This is a genomic window from Pseudomonas jessenii (assembly GCF_002236115.1).
GTDB lineage: Bacteria > Pseudomonadota > Gammaproteobacteria > Pseudomonadales > Pseudomonadaceae > Aquipseudomonas > Aquipseudomonas jessenii.
The window spans coordinates 551,181-571,559 of sequence record NZ_NIWT01000005.1; the positions used below are offsets into that span (position 1 = coordinate 551,181).

General features: G+C 59.3%; 21 protein-coding genes. 15 read left to right on the plus strand and 6 right to left on the minus strand.

Annotation, left to right across the window (positions count from 1 at the left end; all coding sequences use genetic code 11):
• The first annotated feature begins 148 nt into the window (after window positions 1–148).
• The 4 genes from uvrD (at window position 149) to PSJE_RS19365 (ending at window position 4,515) form a co-directional block, all read left to right on the plus strand.
• Window positions 149–2,332, plus strand: coding sequence for a DNA helicase II (gene uvrD / locus PSJE_RS19345; RefSeq protein ID WP_057712700.1), 2,184 nt, complete (start codon window positions 149–151; stop codon window positions 2,330–2,332).
• A 138-nt stretch (window positions 2,333–2,470) separates the two neighbouring features.
• Window positions 2,471–2,911 carry an EamA family transporter gene (locus PSJE_RS19355; RefSeq protein WP_090452221.1) on the plus strand — a complete coding sequence of 147 codons (441 nt, stop codon included), beginning with the start codon at window positions 2,471–2,473 and terminating at the stop codon, window positions 2,909–2,911.
• Window positions 2,912–3,090: 179 nt separating this feature from the next.
• Entirely contained in the window at window positions 3,091–3,969 is an 879-nt protein-coding gene (locus tag PSJE_RS19360; RefSeq protein WP_057712698.1) for a Tim44 domain-containing protein, read from the plus strand.
• 138 nt (window positions 3,970–4,107) lie between these two features.
• The gene (locus PSJE_RS19365; protein WP_003187120.1) at window positions 4,108–4,515 is read left to right on the plus strand and encodes an SMI1/KNR4 family protein; all 408 of its coding nucleotides are present in this window, start codon (window positions 4,108–4,110) and stop codon (window positions 4,513–4,515) included.
• Between the two features lie 22 nt (window positions 4,516–4,537).
• Here PSJE_RS19365 and PSJE_RS19370 read toward each other — a convergent pair whose 3' ends face one another.
• Window positions 4,538–6,301, minus strand: coding sequence for a cation:proton antiporter (locus PSJE_RS19370; protein WP_057712697.1), 1,764 nt, complete (start codon window positions 6,299–6,301; stop codon window positions 4,538–4,540).
• A 289-nt stretch (window positions 6,302–6,590) separates the two neighbouring features.
• On the opposite strand from PSJE_RS19370, the gene PSJE_RS19375 reads away from it, so the two are divergent.
• On the plus strand, window positions 6,591–7,073 hold the full coding sequence (locus PSJE_RS19375; protein ID WP_090452223.1) for an acyl-CoA thioesterase: 483 nt from the start codon (window positions 6,591–6,593) through the stop codon (window positions 7,071–7,073).
• Between the two features lie 126 nt (window positions 7,074–7,199).
• Here the strand turns inward: PSJE_RS19375 and pdxY are convergent, their stop codons facing one another.
• The gene (gene pdxY / locus PSJE_RS19380) at window positions 7,200–8,072 is read right to left on the minus strand and encodes a pyridoxal kinase PdxY (RefSeq protein ID WP_057712695.1); all 873 of its coding nucleotides are present in this window, start codon (window positions 8,070–8,072) and stop codon (window positions 7,200–7,202) included.
• A 119-nt stretch (window positions 8,073–8,191) separates the two neighbouring features.
• Here pdxY and PSJE_RS19385 point away from each other — a divergent pair, with 119 nt between their 5' ends.
• Complete coding sequence (locus PSJE_RS19385) at window positions 8,192–8,605, plus strand: DUF3301 domain-containing protein (RefSeq protein ID WP_057712694.1); 414 nt, start codon at window positions 8,192–8,194, stop codon at window positions 8,603–8,605.
• 4 nt (window positions 8,606–8,609) lie between these two features.
• On the opposite strand, the gene PSJE_RS19390 is transcribed toward PSJE_RS19385, so the two are convergent.
• On the minus strand, window positions 8,610–9,581 hold the full coding sequence (locus PSJE_RS19390; protein ID WP_090452225.1) for a CobW family GTP-binding protein: 972 nt from the start codon (window positions 9,579–9,581) through the stop codon (window positions 8,610–8,612).
• Window positions 9,582–9,608: 27 nt separating this feature from the next.
• Here PSJE_RS19390 and PSJE_RS19395 point away from each other — a divergent pair, with 27 nt between their 5' ends.
• Window positions 9,609–9,965, plus strand: a complete 357-nt coding sequence (locus PSJE_RS19395) for an NADH:ubiquinone oxidoreductase (protein WP_090452227.1) — start codon at window positions 9,609–9,611, stop codon at window positions 9,963–9,965.
• A 15-nt stretch (window positions 9,966–9,980) separates the two neighbouring features.
• Here the strand turns inward: PSJE_RS19395 and zigA are convergent, their stop codons facing one another.
• Window positions 9,981–11,186, minus strand: a complete 1,206-nt coding sequence (gene zigA, locus PSJE_RS19400; protein WP_090452228.1) for a zinc metallochaperone GTPase ZigA — start codon at window positions 11,184–11,186, stop codon at window positions 9,981–9,983.
• Window positions 11,187–11,328: 142 nt separating this feature from the next.
• Here zigA and PSJE_RS19405 point away from each other — a divergent pair, with 142 nt between their 5' ends.
• From PSJE_RS19405 to PSJE_RS19435, 7 genes are all read left to right on the plus strand, one after another.
• A complete protein-coding gene (locus PSJE_RS19405) occupies window positions 11,329–11,706 on the plus strand; it encodes a glutamine synthetase (RefSeq protein ID WP_090452230.1) in 378 nt (125 codons plus the stop codon).
• Between the two features lie 135 nt (window positions 11,707–11,841).
• On the plus strand, window positions 11,842–12,738 hold the full coding sequence (gene folE2, locus PSJE_RS19410; protein ID WP_090457716.1) for a GTP cyclohydrolase FolE2: 897 nt from the start codon (window positions 11,842–11,844) through the stop codon (window positions 12,736–12,738).
• Entirely contained in the window at window positions 12,735–13,403 is a 669-nt protein-coding gene (locus tag PSJE_RS19415; RefSeq protein WP_057712688.1) for a metal ABC transporter ATP-binding protein, read from the plus strand. The genes folE2 and PSJE_RS19415 overlap by 4 nt, the downstream gene beginning before the upstream one ends.
• On the plus strand, window positions 13,403–14,269 hold the full coding sequence (locus PSJE_RS19420) for a metal ABC transporter permease (RefSeq protein WP_090452232.1): 867 nt from the start codon (window positions 13,403–13,405) through the stop codon (window positions 14,267–14,269). Before PSJE_RS19415 ends, PSJE_RS19420 begins: the two co-directional genes overlap by 1 nt.
• An 11-nt stretch (window positions 14,270–14,280) precedes the next feature.
• Window positions 14,281–15,156, plus strand: coding sequence for a metal ABC transporter substrate-binding protein (locus tag PSJE_RS19425; protein WP_057712686.1), 876 nt, complete (start codon window positions 14,281–14,283; stop codon window positions 15,154–15,156).
• Window positions 15,153–15,713, plus strand: coding sequence for a gamma carbonic anhydrase family protein (locus tag PSJE_RS19430; protein ID WP_090452234.1), 561 nt, complete (start codon window positions 15,153–15,155; stop codon window positions 15,711–15,713). Before PSJE_RS19425 ends, PSJE_RS19430 begins: the two co-directional genes overlap by 4 nt.
• 194 nt (window positions 15,714–15,907) lie before the next feature.
• Window positions 15,908–16,795, plus strand: coding sequence for a His/Gly/Thr/Pro-type tRNA ligase C-terminal domain-containing protein (locus PSJE_RS19435; RefSeq protein WP_057712684.1), 888 nt, complete (start codon window positions 15,908–15,910; stop codon window positions 16,793–16,795).
• Window positions 16,796–16,884: 89 nt separating this feature from the next.
• On the opposite strand, the gene PSJE_RS19440 is transcribed toward PSJE_RS19435, so the two are convergent.
• Window positions 16,885–17,406 carry a DUF3617 domain-containing protein gene (locus PSJE_RS19440; protein WP_090452235.1) on the minus strand — a complete coding sequence of 174 codons (522 nt, stop codon included), beginning with the start codon at window positions 17,404–17,406 and terminating at the stop codon, window positions 16,885–16,887.
• A gap of 132 nt (window positions 17,407–17,538) precedes the next feature.
• Here PSJE_RS19440 and cls point away from each other — a divergent pair, with 132 nt between their 5' ends.
• Window positions 17,539–18,978 (plus strand): cardiolipin synthase, encoded by a 1,440-nt coding sequence (gene cls, locus PSJE_RS19445; RefSeq protein ID WP_093999533.1) that lies wholly within the window; start codon window positions 17,539–17,541, stop codon window positions 18,976–18,978.
• On the opposite strand, the gene cfaB is transcribed toward cls, so the two are convergent.
• On the minus strand, window positions 18,975–20,159 hold the full coding sequence (gene cfaB / locus PSJE_RS19450) for a C17 cyclopropane fatty acid synthase CfaB (protein ID WP_090452237.1): 1,185 nt from the start codon (window positions 20,157–20,159) through the stop codon (window positions 18,975–18,977). The genes cls and cfaB overlap by 4 nt on opposite strands.
• Window positions 20,160–20,379 lie beyond the last annotated feature (220 nt).

Below are 20,379 nucleotides of genomic sequence, written 5' to 3' on the forward strand. Positions count from 1 at the left end.
TTTCGGACGCCGATGCCACTGAAAATGCTGAAGGCACGTCCCGACAATGCCTGCAGCCGATGACTGACCGGTCGTCCTTCGCATAACTTTCATCGGTTAAAGCGAAGCGGGGTTTGCCCGGTGTGTCGCTGCCCCCTAGAATGCCCCGATGCGCGATGATCTCTCCCTTCTGCTGAACTCCCTCAACGATGCCCAACGCCAGGCCGTAGCGGCCCCCGTGGGTCGTCAGTTGGTCCTGGCCGGTGCTGGTTCCGGTAAAACCCGAGTGCTGGTGCACCGTATCGCCTGGTTGATCCAGGTCGAAAACGCCTCGCCCCACTCCATCCTGTCGGTGACCTTCACCAACAAGGCCGCTGCCGAGATGCGCCAGCGCATCGAGCAGTTGATGGGCATCAACCCGGCCGGTATGTGGGTTGGCACCTTCCACGGCCTGGCGCACCGCCTTCTGCGGGCACACTGGCAGGAAGCGGGCTTAAGCCAGACCTTCCAGATTCTCGACAGCGATGACCAACAGCGGTTGGTCAAGCGGGTGATCCGCGAGCTCGGCCTGGACGAACAGCGTTGGCCGGCCCGTCAGGCCCAATGGTTCATCAACGGCCAGAAAGACGAAGGCCTGCGCCCGCAACACATTCAAGCCAGCGGCGACCTGTTCCTGGCAACCATGCGCGGTATCTATGAGGCCTACGAGGCCGCCTGCCTGCGTGCCGGTGTCATCGACTTCTCCGAATTGCTGCTGCGCGCACTCGATCTGTGGCGCGATCACCCAGGCCTGCTCGCTCATTATCAAAAGCGCTTCCGGCACATTCTGGTAGACGAGTTCCAGGACACCAACGCCGTGCAATACGCCTGGTTGCGACTGTTGGCCAAGGGTGGCGACAGCCTGATGGTGGTGGGCGACGACGACCAGTCGATCTACGGCTGGCGCGGCGCCAAAATCGAGAACATCTACCAGTATTCCGAAGACTTCCCGGACGCCGAAACCATTCGCCTGGAGCAGAATTATCGCTCCACCGCCGGCATCCTGAAGGCTGCCAACGCCTTGATCGCCAACAACACCGGGCGCCTGGGCAAAGAGCTGTGGACTGACGGCGGCGACGGCGAAGCGATCAACCTGTACGCCGCCTTCAACGAGCACGACGAAGCACGCTACGTTGTCGAAACCATCGAAAGCGCGCTGAAAACCGGCTTGTCTCGAAGCGATATCGCGATTCTGTACCGCTCCAACGCCCAGTCGCGGGTTCTGGAAGAAGCCTTGCTGCGCGAGCGCATTCCCTACCGCATCTATGGCGGTCAGCGCTTCTTCGAACGCGCCGAAATCAAGAACGCCATGGCCTACATGCGCTTGCTCGAAGGCCGCGGTAACGATGCTGCGCTGGAACGGGTCATCAACGTACCGGCCCGTGGCATCGGCGAGAAAACCGTCGAAGCGATCCGCGACCATGCGCGCCACAGCGATGTGTCGATGTGGGAAGCGATGCGCCAACTGGTGGCCAACAAAGGCCTGACCGGTCGTGCGGCCGGCGCTCTGGGCGCGTTTATCGAGCTGATCGAGAACCTCGCCGCCAAGTGCATGGAAATGCCGCTGCACCTGATGACCCAGACCGTCATCGAGCAGTCGGGGCTGATCGCCTATCACGAAGCGGAAAAAGGCGAGAAAGGCCAGGCCCGGGTAGAAAACCTTGAGGAACTGGTCAGCGCCGCGCGCAACTTCGAAAACAGCGAAGAAGACGAAGACCTGACGCCATTGGCGGCGTTCCTCGGTCACGCATCGCTGGAGGCCGGCGACACGCAGGCCGACGAGCACGAAGACAGCATCCAACTGATGACCCTGCACAGCGCCAAAGGCCTGGAGTTCCCTTACGTGTTCCTGGTGGGCATGGAAGAAGGCCTGTTCCCGCACAAGATGAGCCTGGAAGAACCCGGTCGCCTGGAGGAAGAGCGTCGTCTGGCCTACGTAGGCATCACCCGGGCCATGCAGAACCTGGTGATGACCTTCGCCGAAACCCGGCGCCTTTATGGCAGCGAGACCTACAACAAGGTGTCGCGCTTCGTACGCGAAGTTCCGAAAGGCCTGATTCAGGAGGTGCGGCTGTCCAACAGCGTCAGCCGTCCGTTCGGTGGCAACCAGTCGATGAGTGGCAGCAACCTGTTCAGCGGCAGCGAGATTCCGCAGACCGGCTTCAGCCTGGGCCAGACTGTGCGCCACTCGATCTTCGGTGACGGTGTGATCCTCAACTTCGAAGGCGCCGGGGCTCAGGCCCGGGTGCAGGTGAACTTCAGCGAAGGCAGCAAGTGGTTGATGCTGGGTTATGCCAAACTGGAAGCAATCTAGCCTTTCTGTGGGAGCGAGCTTGCTCGCGATAGCGGTAGGTCAGTCGACATTATTTCTGGCTGTCAGTCCGTCATCGCGAGCAAGCTCGCTCCCACAGGGTTCTGTGCTGGCCCTGACTGATCCGGGAGACGCAAACACATGGGCTCAGGCTTTTTTTCCTCCTGGACATTCTGGGCCCTGTTATCCGCGGCATTCGCGGCAATAACCGCCATTTTCGCGAAAGTCGGCATCGAAAACGTCAACTCCGACTTCGCCACCCTGCTGCGTACGATAGTGGTATTGGTCAGCCTGGCCTTGATTTTGTACGCCACGGGCCAATATCAGTCCTTGGGATCGATCTCTGCGAAGAGCTACCTGTTCCTGCTGTTGTCGGGCCTTGCCACCGGTGCATCGTGGATCTGCTATTTCCGCGCACTCAAGGTCGGTCCGGCGTCACTGGTTGCTCCAGTGGATAAACTCAGCGTGGTGCTGGTGGCTGTCCTTGGCGTTGTCCTGCTGGGTGAAAAACTCGACTTGCGCCAATGGGGCGGAATAGGCCTGATCACGGTCGGGGTGGTCATGCTTGCCCTGCGACGCTAGGCAAGCGTCCTACAAGCCCTGTCCACTCATCTGACAGATCAAAGTCAAAAGGCCTTATTGCACGGACTGGAGCTGAACACGACCTGTCAGGCAAAAGCCCGAAACACTCTGCCGCTAGCCAGCAACACTTCACCTGTGCAACATGGCGCGCGTGCCTTCCACAAATGGGAATTCCCTTTATGAAACGTTTTCTTAGCATCGCCATGGCGTTGTGCATCGGCCTGACGATGAGTCTCGACGTCAATGCCGCCAAGCGCTTCGGTGGTGGCAAAAGCGCAGGCGCTGCGCCGACTCACCAGACCAGCCAGATGGCTCCTTCTTCTCCAGGCATGGGCGGCGCTGCGGCGACCGCTGGTGCTGCCGGTGCCGCTGGCGCTGCTGCCAAGGCCGGTGGCGCATCGCGCTGGCTCGGCCCACTGGCCGGTATCGCGGCCGGTGGCCTGCTCGCATCCATGTTCATGGGTGACGGCTTCCAGGGCATGCAGATCTTCGACATCCTGATCATGGCCGTCATTGCGTTCCTGGTCTTCCGTTTTATCGCCGCCCGTCGTCGCAAGCAGCAGGAGCAGTACGCTCCGGCTGGCCACGCGCCGATGCAACGTGAGGCGTTCGAACAAAAGCCTGCCGGCGGTTCGATCTTCGGTGGTTCGGCAGCGCCTGTTGCCGCTCGCCCGGTGATCAACGCCCCAGCCTGGTTCAACGAAGGAAACTTCGTCGAAGCGGCACGCAATCACTTCCAGTCCCTGCAACAGCACTGGGACGCCAACGAAATGGACAAGATCGCCGAGTTCGTGACTCCGCAAATGCTGGAGTTCCTCAAGCGTGAACGTGCTGACCTGGGCGACGGCTTCCAGTCCACCTACATCGATAACCTCAATGTACAGCTGGACGGTGTGGACGATCGCGCCGACAAGACCATCGCCACCCTGACCTTCACTGGCCTGTCGAAAACCTCGCGTTTCGACCAGGGCGAAGTCTTCAGCGAAAGCTGGAACATGGAACGTGCACAGGGCGAAAACCAGCCTTGGCTGGTAGCCGGTATCCGCCAGAACGGCTGATCACCCTCCGCGTTTCACTTGTTGTAAACAAAACCCCGGCCCAGGCCGGGGTTTTCTATTTCGCGGTTGCATCTATAGCAAGCTACTGTATAAACCGCCCCATATAAACCGCGCCATACAAGCAAGAGGATCCCGGACGTGGAAGAAATCATCGAACAACTGCGTGAAGCCAACGAACCGGTACCGGTCCCCTTGGAGTTGCCCGACGAAGACCTGCTGGTCGAAATCGAAGAACAACTGTTCATCGACATTCCGTTCGTCTTCAGAGAATTTCTGCTGACCGTCAGCGATGTGGTCTACGGCAGCCTGGAACCGGTCACCGTGACCGACCCGCAATCCCACACCTACCTGCCCGACGTTGCCGCCAACGCCTGGGACGCCGGCGTCGATCGCAGCCTGATCCCGATCTGCCAGGACGGTGATGACTACTATTGTGTCGAAGAAGACGGCACCGTGGTGCTTTGGCAGGCCGAAGAAGAACTGATCGCCGAAGAGACCTGGGAGTCGGTTTGGCACTGGGCACGGGACGTCTGGCTGGAAAGCTGATCCAGTCAACGTCGCGGGGTGGTCAATGCCCGGACGACTCCTTGTGATTGTCGAGGGTTTCCAGCAACGCCACCTGCATCCGCGTATGCACACGAATGAACCAGCGCCACAACAGCGCCGCCACGGCGGCCGCGACCACGGCGATCAGTACCAGCAACTTGTTGGTCGGCAGAATACTGGCCGACAAGGCTGCCAGCAGAAAAAAGATCACCAGCAGCGACAGGATCGGGATCACTTCGGCGATCACCCGGCGCACTCGCTGCGTGTGGCGCCCGGCCATCTCCGGCTTCACGCCCATTTCCGCGAGCAACATCGACAGCGCCTTTAGCTTGCGGTACGCCGCAATCAAAAAAGGCAGCGATAACAACAGCGCCCCGCCCCAGATCAACGCCTTTTGCCAGCTCGGATCGCTGATCCAGCCTTGCAGGTAAGCCGACATGCGTTCGGCGAAGTACGCGCCCGAGAAGAAGATCGCGATCACTAGCGCCAGATTGACGCCCACCTGCAGCAAGATCCTGCGAATCATGGATGCCAGTAACGCGCCCTCACCCTGCGGCTGGATGCTGCGCAGCCATTCGCCATACATCCCCAGCACTCGTCCCAAGCGTTCTGGCATCGCGCTGGCGAGCTTGATCGACAATGGATCGGCCGCACGGATCAGATAAGGCGTCAGCAAGGTCGTGATCACCGAAACCGCCACAGCCACGGGGTATAAAAAGTTACTGGTGACCTGCAACGTCATGCCCAGTGCCGCGATGATGAAAGAGAATTCGCCAATCTGTGAAAGACCCATCCCGACTCGCAGCGAGGTACGTCCGTCATTGCCGGCGATAAATGCACCAAGGCCGCAGGACAACATCTTGCCGAGCACCACGGCTACGGTGATTACCGCGATTGGCCAGGCGTACTGAAGCAGGATCGCCGGATCGAGCATCAGCCCGATGGCCACAAAGAAAATCGCACTGAAAAGATCGCGAACCGGTTCAATCAAACGCTCGATTTTCAGCAGTTGCCGGGATTCCGCCATGATCGCGCCGATCAGGAATGCACCGAGGACCATGCTGTATTCAAGCTTGACCACTAGCAGGCAGAAGCCAAAACACAGGCCCAGCACCGTGATCAGCAGCATTTCGTTGCTTTCGAATCTGGCGACGTAGGCCAGCAACCGCGGCACCATCAGGATGCCAATGACCAAGGCGACGATCATGAACAGCGACAGCTTGCCGACCGTGGAAAACACTTCGCCGGAGCTGACCGTACCGCTGACCGCGATGCTGGACAGCAGTGCGATGATGCCGATGCCCAGAATGTCTTCGACGATCAGCACTCCGAATATCAACTGGGCAAACCGCTCGTTCTTCAGCTTCAGATCGTTGAGCGCCTTGACGATGATGGTGGTCGAGGAAATCGCCAGGATCGCGCCGAGGAACAGTGAATCCATGGTGTTCCAGTCGAACCAGCGACCGATCTCGTAGCCGATCCAGATCATCAGCACGATTTCCAGGAATGCCGCGATGAATGCCGTGGCACCGACCTTGAACAACTTGCGCAGGCTGAACTCCAGGCCCAGGCAGAACATCAGGAATATCACACCGAGCTCGGCCAGGGTCTTGATGGTTTCTTCGTCGTGGATCAGGCCGAATGGCGGGGTGTGCGGGCCAATGATGAAACCGGCGACGATGTATCCCAGTACCACCGGTTGCTTCAGGCGATGAAAGACCACGGTGACCACGCCTGCGATCAACATGATCACTGCCAGATCCTGAATGAAACTGATGGCATGCATGGCGTGAGACTCCCTGGGTGGTATTGCTCGATCCCCGGACGCAGGAAAAGTCTGATCGAGCAGAACAAAAATCGGAATTGCACGTAGGAAATGCCCTTGAGGCGGGGCTTTTTTGCAGGGTAACACCGCGACTTCAGACAGAAAGGCGGTGCAATATATGGAAACAGATCGATCCGGCGTGACGGCGACCCGGCACCCGGCGTCCCGATAACTGTTGGTTTGAAAAAAAACCGCCGAGGCACCCGCAGAGGTGCATCCCTCAAACCTGGCCTTGACCCGTGAGAATGCTATGGAACCCGGAAACGCCCAGCTGTCGATGACGGTATTGATGACCCCCGACATGGCCAATTTCTCTGGCAATGTTCACGGCGGCACCCTGCTCAAATACCTCGACGAAGTGGCCTACGCCTGCGCCAGCCGTTATGCCGGCCGCTATGTGGTGACCTTGTCGGTGGATCAGGTCATTTTCCGTGAGCCGATCCATGTCGGCGAACTGGTGACCTTCCTGGCCTCGGTCAACTACACCGGCAACACCTCCTTGGAGGTGGGCATCAAAGTGGTGACCGAGAACATCCGCGAACGCTCGGTGCGCCATACCAACAGTTGCTTCTTCACCATGGTCGCGGTGGATGAGCAGCGTAAACCTGCATCGGTACCACCGCTGCAACCGCAGAACAGCGAAGACAAGCGCCGCTATATGCAGGCCCAGCAGCGTCGGCAGATTCGTCAGGAGCTGGAAAAGCGCTATCAGGAAATCAAGGGCGACGCCTGAGCTGGTCTGTCAGGCTGATGGTGTTCGTTAGATAGCCATTCGCGAGCAAGCCCGCTCCCACACTGGATCTATGCAATACCGAAGATCAAATGTGGGAGCCTGCTCGCGAATGGGGGCAACGCAGAATCAAAGGCTGATCGAGGTCGCCTCGAACCGCACCCGCGGATGGGCAATCCGGTCCTGAGCCCGAACCAGTTCCAACTCGTAGCTGGCACAAGCCTGGGTTTCCAGCAGCACTTCATGCACCGCCGATGCCGTGAACTCGAACGCGGCCACCAGGCTGTCGCCCAGCAGCACACGCGCCAGGAACAGGCCGGACGTCAGATCGCCCACGCCCACCGGCTGACGCGGGAACGCCAGCAACGGGCGCTGCAAATGCCAGCTGCCTTCGGCCGTCACCAGCAGCATCTCGAAGACCTCAGCAGACTTGCCTGGGTAGTCCAGATGCTTGACCAGCACCGCTTTCGGACCGCGCACCAGCAATGCACGCGCCATTGCCAGGCAATCGAACAGCGATTGCGGCTTGCGTCCGGAGAAGCTGTCCAGCTCCAGCTGGTTCGGGCACATGAAGTCCGCCACGGCGGCGGCCTCCTCCAGCAGAAAATCACTGACCTCCGCCGGAACACTGCAGCCCTTCTCCGGATGCCCCATGACCGGGTCACACAGGTACAGCGCCTTGGGGTTCATCGACTTGATCCGCTCCACCCCCGTCAGGATCGCCCGGCCCTGGGCCGCACTGCCGAGGTAACCGGAGAGCACCGCATCGCAGTTGCCCAGCTCGCCAATCGCCGCGATGCCCTCGACCAGGTCAGGTATCTGGTGCGGCGCCAACACTTCACCGGCCCACTGACCGTACTGGGTGTGATTGGAGAACTGCACGGTGTTGAGCGGCCAGACATTCACCCCGACCCGTTGCATCGGGAAAACCGCGGCACTGTTGCCGGCGTGACCGAATACCACGTGGGACTGGATAGCGAGCAAATGCGGTGTACGTTTCATGCGGTGGATTTCCGTAAAACGATTGAAATTCTAGCCGCGCAGTATGCGACTAAACGCAGCCTGTACGACAGACCAGCGACACAGTTAAGCTGACACTATCTTGTTGGAGCACCCTGTTGATGCTGACCCTTGGAAATATATTCGTGCTGATGCTGTTCGCCACTGCCGGCGCATGGCTATGGCACAACCACGGCTTGCGCGAGCGCGCGCTGGAGCGGGTCAAGCAGCATTGCGGCAAACTCGGGATCGAATTGCTCGACGGCAACGTGGCCTTGAAAAGAATCGCATTCATCAGGGATGCCAGTGGTCGGCGACGCCTGGCCCGTGTGTATAACTTCGAGTTCACCGTGACGGGCGAAACCCGCCACAACGGTACCATCACCCAGTTCGGCGCTCACAGCGCACAGATTGAGCTGGCGCCCTACCCGGTCCCGTTCGACGAAACCGAACCGGTGGTCGAAGTGGCGAAACCTCGCGCTGAAGTGATCGAGCTGAGCCAGTGGCGTCAGGAACACACCAAGTGGCGACCTTGAGTCATTAACCCGATCCGGATCGACATGCTGCCAGCTCACGCTGCAGTCGTTCTGCATTCTGCGTTTCACTGAAAATCAGCTCGATACGCGAATCCTGCCGCCATTCACTGGGCTGCCAGTCCAGCACCGAGTTATCCACAGCGTTCGCCGAGACCCACCCGTGGGCGCTGTGGATAACCAGCTTCGCCCGCTTCCAGCCAAGGCAGTCAAGCCACCGGCCAACCAGAGCGGCATCAAACACCTGGCTTGGGTGCCAACGCCATCCGATGCTCCAGCCTCCGTCCTGTTCCTGACTCAAGCAAATGGGCAACGCGGGATCACTCCAGACCGCCGGCAGCTGCGCCAATCCCTTGGGCAAGACGAAGTTATCCACACCTGCCAGCGCTTTGGCATTCAGCCCCGGCAACTCGCTCAAGGGTAAAGCCGCCTGCTGCGTCCAGTGCAGGGGGAGCGGCGGCAATTGCCCGGTGATTCGCTGGCGGCTTTCTTCTTCGAGCCCTTCAGACTTGTTCAACAGTAATAATCCCGCATGGCCCAGCGCTTGCTGTTGAACATCCGGCAGCGGTTTGCCCGCGGCGAGCGACTGGGCATCCAACACCAGCACACAAGGCTGGACAGCCAACACGCCTTGCCACGGCGCTTCGCTCAATTGCCTGAGCAACTGCGCCGGATGCCCCAGCCCCGAGGGTTCGATGAACAGCCGATCCGGTTGTGCCTTGCGCAACAAGCGCCCAAGACCAATCTGAAACGGCGCACCGTTGACGCAACACAAGCAGCCCCCGGCCACTTCCCCCAGTGCGATACCATCGGCGTCCTGGGTCAGTAGCGCAGCGTCGAGACCGATCTGGCCAAACTCGTTGATCAACACCGCCCACCGCTCGCCAGCCGGGCGCTGGGCCAGCAGGTGCTTGATCAGGCTGGTCTTGCCGGCACCCAAGGGGCCGGCAATGACATGAGTGGGGATATTCTGCAGCATGGTTGATGATTTCTGAGGAGGTGATGGATGCGGTTGATTGGCTTGGCATTGCTCCTGGCACTCGTTTCAGGCGAAGCGCTGGCCCAGGCTTGTGTGGTTCATAGCCAAGGCGAGCGGCTTGATGTCCAGGTTTGCCAGCAGAACCGCAACATCCCGCCAAAACTCTTCGCCGATGGTTTCTGCCAACCGAACCTGGCTGGGCAGAACGTCGATGTGCAGTATGTCGATCAATGTCCCGGTGGCGCATTTGGTATCTGCAGCAACGCCCAAGTCGCCAATATGCCCTACCGACAGGATATTCACTATTACGGCGTTGCCACCGACGCGGCGTATTTGCAGCCGTACTGCGAGGCCCAGAACCAAGGCGCCTGGATCAGGCCCTGAAGCGCCAGCAGAGGATCAGGCAGCCTCTTCGTACCAAGGGCCGAATGGATCAGGCAGCAAATGCCAGCCCTCTACGCCCAGCGCCATTTCCTCATCGGTCAGCAGGCATGCGTCCAGCTCGGCCGCAAGCTGCGTGAAGTCGATGTTCTGGCCGATGAAAACCAGTTCCTGACGACAGTCCCCGCTGTCAGCGGTCCAGTTTTTCATGATCCCGGCGGTACTTTCTTCGTCTTGCGGCCATTGGTTTTTCGGTACGAAACGCCACCAGCGTCCGGCGAAGCCGTAGCGCATCAAACCACCGGCCTGAGACCAGCTGCCGGCATCCATGTGCTTGCTCGCCAGCCAGAAAAAGCCCTTGGAGCGCAGCAGTTTGCCGTTGTCCCAAGGACCGTCGATGAAGTTGAAGAAACGCTGTGGATGGAACGGTCGGCGAGCCCGGTAAGCACTGGAAGCAATGCCGTATTCTTCGGTTTCCGGCACATGTTCGCCGCGCAGCTCCTGCAACCATCCCGGTGCCTGGGCAGCCTTTTCGAAGTCAAAACGACCGGTGTTGAGAATCTTGTTCAAGGGGATTTCACCCATCGACATCGCAATGATTTCCGCCCTGGCGTTGAGCCGTTCAAGTATGGCGATCAACTCCTCACGCTGGTGGCTGCTGATCAAGTCGATCTTGCTGAGCAAAATCACATCGGCGAACTCGACCTGCTCAATCAACAGATCGGTAATCGAACGTTCGTCTTCCTCCCCTAGTGTTTCTCCTCGGGAAGCCAGGCTATCGGCAGCCTGGTAATCGAGCAGGAAGTTCATGCCATCGACCACCGTGACCATGGTGTCCAGACGTGCGATGTCGTTGAGGCTCTGGCCGTTTTCATCGCGGAAGGTGAAGGTTTCCGCCACCGGCAGCGGTTCGGAAATACCGGTGGACTCGATCAGCAGGTAGTCGAAGCGACCCTCCCTGGCGAGTTGGCTCACTTCCTCCAGCAAATCTTCACGTAACGTACAGCAAATACACCCGTTACTCATTTCCACTAACCGTTCTTCAGCGCGATTAAGGCTGACATCGCGCTGGACTTCGGTGCCATCGACGTTGATTTCGCTCATATCGTTGACGATGACTGCAACCCGCAAGCCATCGCGATTACGTAGTATGTAATTAAGAAGTGTACTTTTTCCGGCACCAAGAAAGCCGGAGAGAACGGTCACGGGGAGTCGATTGGACATCTGCATATTCCTCACAGGGATGCCCGGTCGCTGTGTCGGGCTTACATAATGTTATACTGTAACAACACAAATAAACCATCCCCTCTTGCTCAGCAGGGCGAACGACAGGATGCTGAACGCCGCGACCCTCGTGAGAAAACCCATGCGCAACACCCTTAAACCCGCATTGATCATGCTCTCCCTGCTGGTGGCTGCCGACGCGATGGCACAGGTCCCGAGCCTGGCCAAGTGCACTCGCAGCGCCAACCTGCTGGCCTGCGTGGATGCAGATGGCAACGCCTACAGCGTCAATACCGCCGGAAGCACGATCTATTTGCGGGGTTTCGAAGTAGCCGGAAAACGCTATTGGGCACAGACCAGCAGCCGCTACGGCCAGCTTACGTTTTTCACCGGTATCGCTTCCGACGGCGAGACCTGGGTTGGCTACAACCGGCGCGTCGGCTGGACCACGATCAACCGGTTTTCCAGCTCCGGCGGAAGCAGCGCCAGGTTCACCTGCAGCCGGATCGCTGGCTGTTAGGCCGGCTTGTTTTTCTGCTCTTGCTGCCAGGCAAATGACGTCTGTGCATGATGAAGACCTGTTCATGAAAAAGGCATCGTCGACTTGATCGTAATACTATAACATTACCAATCAACTCCCACGATGGACCTGCTCATGAATGCGCTGACTCTGCCGGATATCGCCGCGCAGGCCTCACGCCAAGCCCTGCCACTGGAGTGGGTGGGCATGTGCGGCATTGCGCTTCCCGTTTTGTTTGAGGGCCAACGACTGAATGCAAAGGCCGATGCCGGCGTGAGCCTCGACGATGGCAACGCGCGTGGCATTCACATGTCACGGCTCTATCTGGCACTTGAATTGTTGGAACAGGAAAGCCTTTCAGCGGCTTTATTGCGGCGGGTTTTGCAGCGTTTTCTTGAGAGCCATGAAGGGCTTTCCAGCAGCGCTCACTTGACCCTTCACGCCGATTTGTTGCTGAAAAGGCCCGCGCTAATTAGTCCATTGGCTGGCTGGAAAAGCTATCCAGTCAGCATCGAAGCACGTTTAAAAAACGCAATGTTCCACGTGGAACTAAAAATCGAGGTGCCTTATTCCTCAACCTGCCCGTGTTCTGCTGCTCTTTCTCGACAGTTGATTCAGCAGCAGTTCGTCGATGATTTCGCCAACAAGCCACTGCAACACGCCGACGTTTTAGCGTGGCTCGGCTCCACGAATGGCATCGTCGCCACACCTCACAGCCAACGCAGCAGCGCAAAGTTGCGCGTACGGCTGGCTGATTTTTTAGACGAGTTGCCTCTGATCGCCGTCATCAATGACGCCGAAGCCGCACTCGGCACAGCCGTTCAAACAGCGGTAAAACGCGCCGACGAACAGGCCTTCGCCCTCGCCAATGGTCAGAACCTGATGTTCTGCGAGGACGCCGCACGCCGCTTGAATCTGGCCCTGAAGCGCTCCACGGGCATTAACGCCTTCCACATTCGTGTGATCCACGCCGAAAGCCTGCACGCCCACGACGCCGTAGCCGAAAGCCGTTTCAACTGGGAGGTCGCATGATCGGTTGCCACGCCTTGCGCTGGGGCGCACCGGGGCAGCCACTGACGCCAGCGCTGGACTTCGAACTGTCGAAGGGCAGCCTGACCGCCATCATCGGTGCGAACGGCTCCGGGAAAAGCAGCCTGCTGAAGGTCATCGCCGGCTTGCAAAAACCGTTGGCCGGAAAGGTTCGACTGGATGTTCCACTCAAGGGCGGTGTGTCGTTCCTGCCCCAGCAACAACACTTGGACAGGCAATTTCCGATCAGCCTTCAGGCATTGGTCGCCGCCGGTTTCTGGGGCAACAAACAATCACCGGTAATCCGTAGCCAACGACTGGCAACCGTCCTCGAAAACTGGTGCCTGAATGGCCTGGAAGATCGACCCTTGATGGCCCTTTCCGGCGGCGAATTGCAACGCGCCCTGCTCGCCCGATTGAGCCTGACAGACGCACCCGTGCTGTTGCTCGATGAACCCCACGCGGCCCTCGATGAGCTCGGTCAGGCATTACTCTGGAAACACATACACGATTGGCACCTCGACGGCCGGACACTGGTGGTCGTGTGCCATGACCTCGCCGCTGTTCGCGAGCACATCCCACATACATTGCTGATCAAAAGCAACGGTTGTGTATTCGGCCCGAGCGCCGAACTGATCCGCCAACAACCTCAATCGCAGGTGGCCTGATGATCGCTGCCGCGCATCTCTGGCAACCGTTCCACGAATTCGTGTTCATGCGCCGAGCGCTTCTCGGTGGATTGGTCCTGGCATGCAGCACGGCGCCCCTGGGGGTATTTCTGATCCTCAGACGCATGAGCCTGATCGGTGATGCCGTCGCCCACGGCATCCTCCCCGGTGCGGCGTTAGGTTTCTGGTTTGCCGGGTTGAGCCTCCCGGCGTTGACCATCGGTGGCCTCGGCGCGGGCCTGAGCATGGCAGGCCTCGCAGCCTGGATTACGCGACGCACCGGCCTGCGAGAGGACGCCAGCCTCGCGGCGATCTACCCGATTTCCCTGGCCGGTGGCGTGCTGATTCTCGGCATCGCCGGCAAACGCCTGGACCTGTTGCACCTGCTGTTTGGTTCCGCGCTGGCAGTCGACGGCCCGACCTTGACCGGCATGCTTTGGGTCTCAGGCCTGAGCCTGATGGCCATGGTACTAATCTACAAACCACTGCTGCTCGACACCCTCGACCCGCTTTTTCTGCAAACCGTCAGCCGGCTCGGCCCACTGGCCCACGGCGTATTCCTGACGCTGGTGGTGTTGAATCTGGTCATCGGCTTCCAGGCGATCGGCGCGTTGATGGTAGTCGGCCTGATGATGTTGCCTGCCGCCGCGGCACGTTTCTGGAGTCGCCGCCTGCCAATACTGATCGTCGTCGCCGCAGTGCTCGGCAGCCTCTCGGTATGGCTCGGTTTATTGATCTCATTCTATTACTCGCTGCCCAGTGGCCCGGCAATCGTGCTGGTGGCCGGCGGTGGATATCTGTTGTCCGTGGTGTTTGGGCCGGTGCACGGCTTGCTGCGCCGCCCGCCTTTGCTCACATCCCAATGAGGTGTTAACCGATGCGCGCTTTACTTGTGCTGTTCAGCTTGATGGTGTCGATGTCACTATCTGCCGCCGAAAAACTTCAGGTGGTCACCAGCTTCAGCATCCTTGCCGACATGACCCGGCAGGTTGGCAAGGATCATATCCAGATCACCAACATGGTCGGCCCGGACGCGGATGCCCACACCTACGAGCCGACACCGGACGACGCCAAAGCGCTGCTCAAGGCCAGGCTCATCATCAAGAACGGCCTGGGTTTCGAGCCCTGGCTGGATCGCCTGGTGACGAGCACGGAGACTCGGGCGCCGGTCATCAGCGCAAGCCACGGTGTCATACCCCGTAGCCTGGATGAAGACGGCGAAACCGTTCCCGACCCGCACGCCTGGCATAACCTAGCGAACACCGAGCTGTACATCACCAACATCACCAAAGCGCTGATCGCCGCTGACCCGGCGAACACCGCCGACTATGAGCGCAACAGCCAGCTGTACCTGAAACAGGTCTACGCCCTGCTCGCCGAAGCCAAGGCCAAACTCGGCTCACTGCCACCGGGCAACCGCAAGGTCGTGACGTCCCATGATGCCTTCGGTTATCTCGGCCAAGCCTACGGCATCGAGTTCATGGCGCCTCAAGGCCTGTCCACCGAGCGCGAGCCTTCAGCCGCCGAAGTGGCCGCACTGATTACCCAGATTCGTCAGGCCAAGGTCAAGGCGGTGTTCATGGAAAACATCAAGGACGCCCGCCTGCTCAAGCAGATCGCCGATGAAAGCGGCGCTCAGATCGGCGGCACGCTGTACTCCGATGCCCTGGCGGCGAGTGGTCCGGCCAGCACCTTCACAGGGTTGTTCGAGTACAACCTCAACACCCTTTACAACGCGTTGAGCAAGCCATGATCCGCAAGAACCCCTCTGGAGATTTACCGCTGATTGCCGAATCGGCCTACGTCGACAAGACGGCAATCATCTGCGGCAAAGTGGTGATCGGCGAGAACGTGTTCGTCGGCCCCTACGCGGTGATACGCGCTGACGAGGTCGATGACTCGGGCGACATGCAGCCGATCAGCATCGGCGCCAACTCGAACATCCAGGACGGCGTGGTGATCCATTCCAAATCCGGTGCGGCGGTGACCATTGGCGAGTTCAGTTCCATCGCCCACCGCTCGATCGTGCATGGCCCCTGCACCGTGGGCAATCGAGTGTTCATCGGCTTCAACAGCGTGCTGTTCAACTGCGTGGTCGGCGACGGTTGCGTGGTGCGGCACAACTCGGTGGTCGATGGTCGTGACCTGCCTGAAGCTTTCTACGTACCTTCCACCACGCGGATCGGCCCAAACACCGACCTCTCGCAATACCCGCCGGTGAGCGTCAGTGCTTCGGAATTTTCCGAAGATGTGGCGCGCACCAACGTCGACCTGGTACGCGGCTACAAAGCCCTGCAAAACGAGTTCTGAGCATGAGTAGCGTGCTGATTCGCAATGCCCGCGTTGCTGGAACCGGTCGCGGAACAGATTTTACCGATCAGCACACTGGCGGCCAGAACCAGCCATCGTGTCAGGACAAATTACCTGGCACGACAAACGTCTTAATGAAGCACCCCTACGGTTTATGCGATAACGCTCGTTAGAAGCACCAGAGTACGCCGACCATGATCCAGATCACCCTGCCCGATGGTTCATTGCGTGAGTACGATCAGCCGCTGTCCGTGCACGAAGTGGCCGCCAGCATCGGCCCCGAACTGGCCATCGCGGCCGTCGCGGGAAGGGTCAATGGTGTACTGGTGGACTGCGAATACCTGATCGAGGCGGATGCCCGGGTCAGCATTGTCACCCCCCGGGAGCCGGACGGCCTGGAGATCCTGCGTCGCTCCTGTGCATTGATGCTGGCCATGGCGGTCAAGCAACTCCACCCTCATGCGCAATTGCGTGCGGGAAAGGAACTGGGTGACGGTTTCTATTACGAGTTTGCAGTCGAGCAACCGCTGACCCCCGCAGACCTGCCTCTAATCGAAGCGCGCATGCAGTCATTGGCAGCAACCAATCACTCGATCCGTCGTCGGCCGGCGCGCGAAGCCGTGTCGCTGTACCGTCTGGGGGACGCCGAGTACCAGAGCCATGGACCGCACGTCCCAACCACCAAAGTCTTGCAGGCGTTTGCCCTCGATCACATCAGCGGCACGTTGCAACAACGGATCTACGGCACCTGCTGGTCCAGCCATCAGGAGCTGCAACACTGGCGCGTTCCACCCCATGTGGTCGTCGTGAGCATGGATGAACGCCAGGCGACTTATGCACAAGCGGTGACCGAGTCCTTGCGCCAAAAAGGCGTGCATGCAAAGGCCGACCTGCGAAACGAAAAGGTCCGCTACAAGATTCGCCAGCACAGCCAGACCGTGCCGTTCCTGGTCGTGGTTGGCGAAATGGAACAGGCTGGGGGGTTCGTCAGTGTGCGCAGTCGCACGGGGGAGGATTTTGGCCGGATGGCTGTCGAGGCGGCGTGTGAGTGGTTAAGTCGGCCGGGGATTCAGGGCGGCTGAACGGACGCTTTCGCGAGCAGGCTCGCTCCCACAGGGGATTTGTGTTCGACACATAACCAATGTGGGAGCGAGCCTGCTCGCGAAGCTTTTTAAGCTCTTGGCTTCACCGTGCCACAATCCTGCCCCAACCAGACGGCGCGGGATTCGAGGCTGCCCTTCTGCTGAATGCCGGTGGCGTTGAACGTCCCGTTGACCTTGGTGGTGAATTCGCGATCACTGAGGAACGTCGCCACGCCGGCTCCCTGGGCTTTCGGGCAGCTGAAACGGAATTTCCACTGATTGCCGGAGCGGTCGGTGATTTCCTGTTTGCAGCCCGACTGCGGATCGGTCAGCGGAATGTCGTCGGTCTTGACCTGTTCAGGGGTCAGGCACGCCCGGATCCCTTTGCCGCCCATGGTGATGCCCTGCTTTTCCAGCTGCGCACGTTGCTCGGGGGTCATCTGGTTCTGGATCTGGCCGAGGATCAATTGCAGGTCCGGCATATTCTGCTCGTCGACCTTCATGTTGCTCGTGGTCAGCTCCCACAATCCTGGTTGCAGCATTTGCGCGTGAGCGGCCACAGGAAGTGCCAAACCCAGTGCCATGGCCAAACCCAGCAGACGAACGTTCATCGAGTAACTCCTGATCAGTAGTGGCCGTTAGACGTCAGCCGCGGGCTTCGGTTCATGGTCGAATTAATTAGCGACATTCTGCACGGAACATGGTCTGTTAGGCACTGAATCTTCAGGAGCAAGGCAGCCCCCATGGATTACTTCGGACCACATATTTTCGGTTATACCATCGCCCTGTTGCACTCGCTGGGCATGATTGCGGCCATACACGCCGTGTTGACCGTCCGTACCGCCCAAGGCTCGATCGCCTGGGCCCTGTCGCTGTTTTTCATCCCTTACCTGACGCTGATCCCTTACCTGATGTTCGGCCGCAGCACCTTTGATGGCTACATCAAGGCCCGGCGGCAGGCCAACGACGAGATGCGCAAGGCTGTTTCCGAACTCAACTGGCGACCCTGGGTAGAAGAAGCCCTCACCGCCCGCGCTTCGTCTGCCTACGCCTCACTCAGAGCGATGCCCAAGCTCGGACACATGCCCTGCCTGGCCAATAACCAGATGCGGTTGCTGATCAACGGCCAGTCGACGTTCGAGGCCATTTTCGATGCCATCGGCCAGGCGAAAGAGGCCGTGCTGATCCAGTTTTTCATCGTCCACGACGACCGTCTCGGTCAACGCCTGCAGACTTTGCTGTTGAAGAAAGCCGCCGAAGGCGTAGCGATCTATCTGTTGTATGACCGAATCGGCAGCCATTCCCTACCCAACGGCTACGTGCAGGCCTTGCGTGATGGCGGGGTCGAGGTCAAGGCTTTTGGCCCCCGTAATGGCTGGTTCAATCGCTTTCAGGTGAACTTCCGTAACCATCGCAAAATTGTGGTGGTGGACGGCATTCTCGGCTTCGTTGGCGGGCACAACGTCGGTGATGAATACATGGGCGAGAAACCGCCCCTGGCCCCTTGGCGCGATACCCACGTGCAAGTGCGCGGGCCAGTGGTGGCGTGCATGCAGGAGTCTTTCGCTGAAGACTGGTTCTGGGTGGCTCATGCCCTGCCGCCACTGATCCTGCCCGAGGTTTATCCGGAAGACGGCGTGCTGTGCCAGTTGCTCGCCAGCGGGCCGGCAGACGCCTACGAAACCTGTTCTCTGTTCTTTGTCGAAGCGATCCATGCAGCGACGGAACGGATCTGGATCACCAGCCCGTACTTCATCCCCGATGAAGCCGTATTCGCAGCGTTGCGTCTGGCGGTCCTGCGGGGTGTGGATGTGCGGCTGCTGTTGCCGTCTCGACCCGACCATCGAATCGTCTACGCCGCCTCCAGCCTCTACGCCTTCGAAGCCGTGCGCGCCGGTGTTCGGGTGTTCCGTTACGAGCCCGGTTTCCTGCACCAGAAAGTGGTGTTGATCGACTACGAAATCAGCGCCATCGGCAGCGCCAATCTGGACAACCGTTCGTTCCGGCTGAATTTCGAAGTGATGTTGCTGACCGTCGACAGCGCCTTTGCCGCAGAGGTGGAACAGATGCTCAACGATGATTTCGCCAACGCCCACGAAATCGCCAAAGGAGAAGGCCGGGAGACTCACCGCCTGCAGCAGGTCGGCATGCGGGTCGCCCGGCTTATTTCGCCGGTTCTCTAGAGGTAGATATCGTCACGGGTCCATGGCAGTTCATGACTGCCATCGGCGTGGGCCTTCACCGCGAGAATCTGATGCAGGTTGATCCAGCCCCGGGCAAAGGCGTAAGCGCAACCGGCCAGGTACAACCGCCAGATACGCAGGGCTTGTTCCGGTACGAGTCTAGAGGCCGCTTCGAGGTTGTCCTCCAGGCGTTCGCTCCAGTGATCGAGCGTACGTGCGTAGTGCAGACGCAAGCTCTCGACGTCGACGATTTCCAGCCCTGCCTCACTGATCTCGGCAGAGATCATCGACAGGTGCGGCAGCTCGCCGTTGGGGAACACATATTTTCCAATGAATTCACCGGCACCGCGTCCCACCGGACGGCCATCGGTGTATTTGGCGGTGATCCCGTGGTTCATCACCAGGCCACCGTCTTTCACCGCACCGAACAGGGTCTTGCAGTACTCGGCAAGATTGGCGTGGCCGACGTGTTCGAACATGCCGACGCTGACAACCTTGTCGAAACGGCCATCCTGCGGCAGATCGCGATAGTCGAGCAGTTGCAGTTCGACCAGGTCCTCCAGGCCCTCCGCTTTTACGCGCTCCCGGGCCAGGGCCAACTGCTCCTTGCTGAGGGTGATACCGAACACTTTCGCGCCAAATTCTCGCGCAGCAAAACGCGCCAATCCGCCCCAACCACAACCCACATCCAGCAGATACTCGCCGGGCTGCAGGCGCAGCTTGCGACACAAATGACGGAACTTGGCTTGTTGGGCCTGCTCGAGGCTTTCGCTGCCGGTCTCAAAGTAAGCGCAGGAATACGCCATGTCGCTGTCGAGCCACAGCTGATAGAACGCGTTGGAAAGGTCGTAGTGGTAGGAAATCGCCTTGGCGTCCATCTCTTTGTCGTGGGCGTTACGAACCGGCTGATTGTCGTCGTCTTCATCCAGCAACGCCTGGCTCCATTCATCGCAGACGCGGATCACATCGCTGATGGAGCCTTCAAGCTCAAGTTTGCCTTCGACAAATGCAGCACCAAGGGCGTCCAGGCTTGGATGGGTAAACTGGGTGACCATTTGTGGGTCCTTGACCACAATCGTGACACTGGGCGTCGGCCCCAGATTGAATTCATGGCCATCCCAGAGTCTCAGGCGAAGCGGCAATTGCAGATTCTGTAAGGCCGGTGGAAGATGCGCGAGCATGGAGAAGCCCCCTTGTTTCAGACGTCTAAACAGAGGGTAGACCATCTTTGAAAAATAGCTGGCTATCGAATTAATAGCCGTTTTCAATGATTCGCGACGCCAGAACCGGCCGCCGCGAACGCACAAAATGATGTGCCCTCATCTTCAAAGACTACGAACCGGGCGCACAGTTCTAAAAAGTTGAAGCCCACCGTGATTGCCCGGTTTAGAGCATTCGCCT

Excerpts from the sequence above, each read along its gene's own strand:
- uvrD (WP_057712700.1), top strand. The coding sequence starts at position 149 with ATGCGCGATGATCTCTCCCTTCTGCTGAACTCCCTCAACGATGCCCAA.
- PSJE_RS19355 (WP_090452221.1), top strand. The coding sequence starts at position 2,471 with ATGGGCTCAGGCTTTTTTTCCTCCTGGACATTCTGGGCCCTGTTATCC.
- PSJE_RS19360 (WP_057712698.1), top strand. The coding sequence starts at position 3,091 with ATGAAACGTTTTCTTAGCATCGCCATGGCGTTGTGCATCGGCCTGACG.
- PSJE_RS19370 (WP_057712697.1), bottom strand. The coding sequence starts at position 6,301 with ATGCATGCCATCAGTTTCATTCAGGATCTGGCAGTGATCATGTTGATC.
- PSJE_RS19375 (WP_090452223.1), top strand. The coding sequence starts at position 6,591 with ATGGAACCCGGAAACGCCCAGCTGTCGATGACGGTATTGATGACCCCC.
- pdxY (WP_057712695.1), bottom strand. The coding sequence starts at position 8,072 with ATGAAACGTACACCGCATTTGCTCGCTATCCAGTCCCACGTGGTATTC.
- PSJE_RS19385 (WP_057712694.1), top strand. The coding sequence starts at position 8,192 with ATGCTGACCCTTGGAAATATATTCGTGCTGATGCTGTTCGCCACTGCC.
- PSJE_RS19390 (WP_090452225.1), bottom strand. The coding sequence starts at position 9,581 with ATGCTGCAGAATATCCCCACTCATGTCATTGCCGGCCCCTTGGGTGCC.
- PSJE_RS19395 (WP_090452227.1), top strand. The coding sequence starts at position 9,609 with ATGCGGTTGATTGGCTTGGCATTGCTCCTGGCACTCGTTTCAGGCGAA.
- zigA (WP_090452228.1), bottom strand. The coding sequence starts at position 11,186 with ATGTCCAATCGACTCCCCGTGACCGTTCTCTCCGGCTTTCTTGGTGCC.
- PSJE_RS19405 (WP_090452230.1), top strand. The coding sequence starts at position 11,329 with ATGCGCAACACCCTTAAACCCGCATTGATCATGCTCTCCCTGCTGGTG.
- folE2 (WP_090457716.1), top strand. The coding sequence starts at position 11,842 with ATGAATGCGCTGACTCTGCCGGATATCGCCGCGCAGGCCTCACGCCAA.
- PSJE_RS19415 (WP_057712688.1), top strand. The coding sequence starts at position 12,735 with ATGATCGGTTGCCACGCCTTGCGCTGGGGCGCACCGGGGCAGCCACTG.
- PSJE_RS19420 (WP_090452232.1), top strand. The coding sequence starts at position 13,403 with ATGATCGCTGCCGCGCATCTCTGGCAACCGTTCCACGAATTCGTGTTC.
- PSJE_RS19425 (WP_057712686.1), top strand. The coding sequence starts at position 14,281 with ATGCGCGCTTTACTTGTGCTGTTCAGCTTGATGGTGTCGATGTCACTA.
- PSJE_RS19430 (WP_090452234.1), top strand. The coding sequence starts at position 15,153 with ATGATCCGCAAGAACCCCTCTGGAGATTTACCGCTGATTGCCGAATCG.
- PSJE_RS19435 (WP_057712684.1), top strand. The coding sequence starts at position 15,908 with ATGATCCAGATCACCCTGCCCGATGGTTCATTGCGTGAGTACGATCAG.
- PSJE_RS19440 (WP_090452235.1), bottom strand. The coding sequence starts at position 17,406 with ATGAACGTTCGTCTGCTGGGTTTGGCCATGGCACTGGGTTTGGCACTT.
- cls (WP_093999533.1), top strand. The coding sequence starts at position 17,539 with ATGGATTACTTCGGACCACATATTTTCGGTTATACCATCGCCCTGTTG.
- cfaB (WP_090452237.1), bottom strand. The coding sequence starts at position 20,159 with ATGCTCGCGCATCTTCCACCGGCCTTACAGAATCTGCAATTGCCGCTT.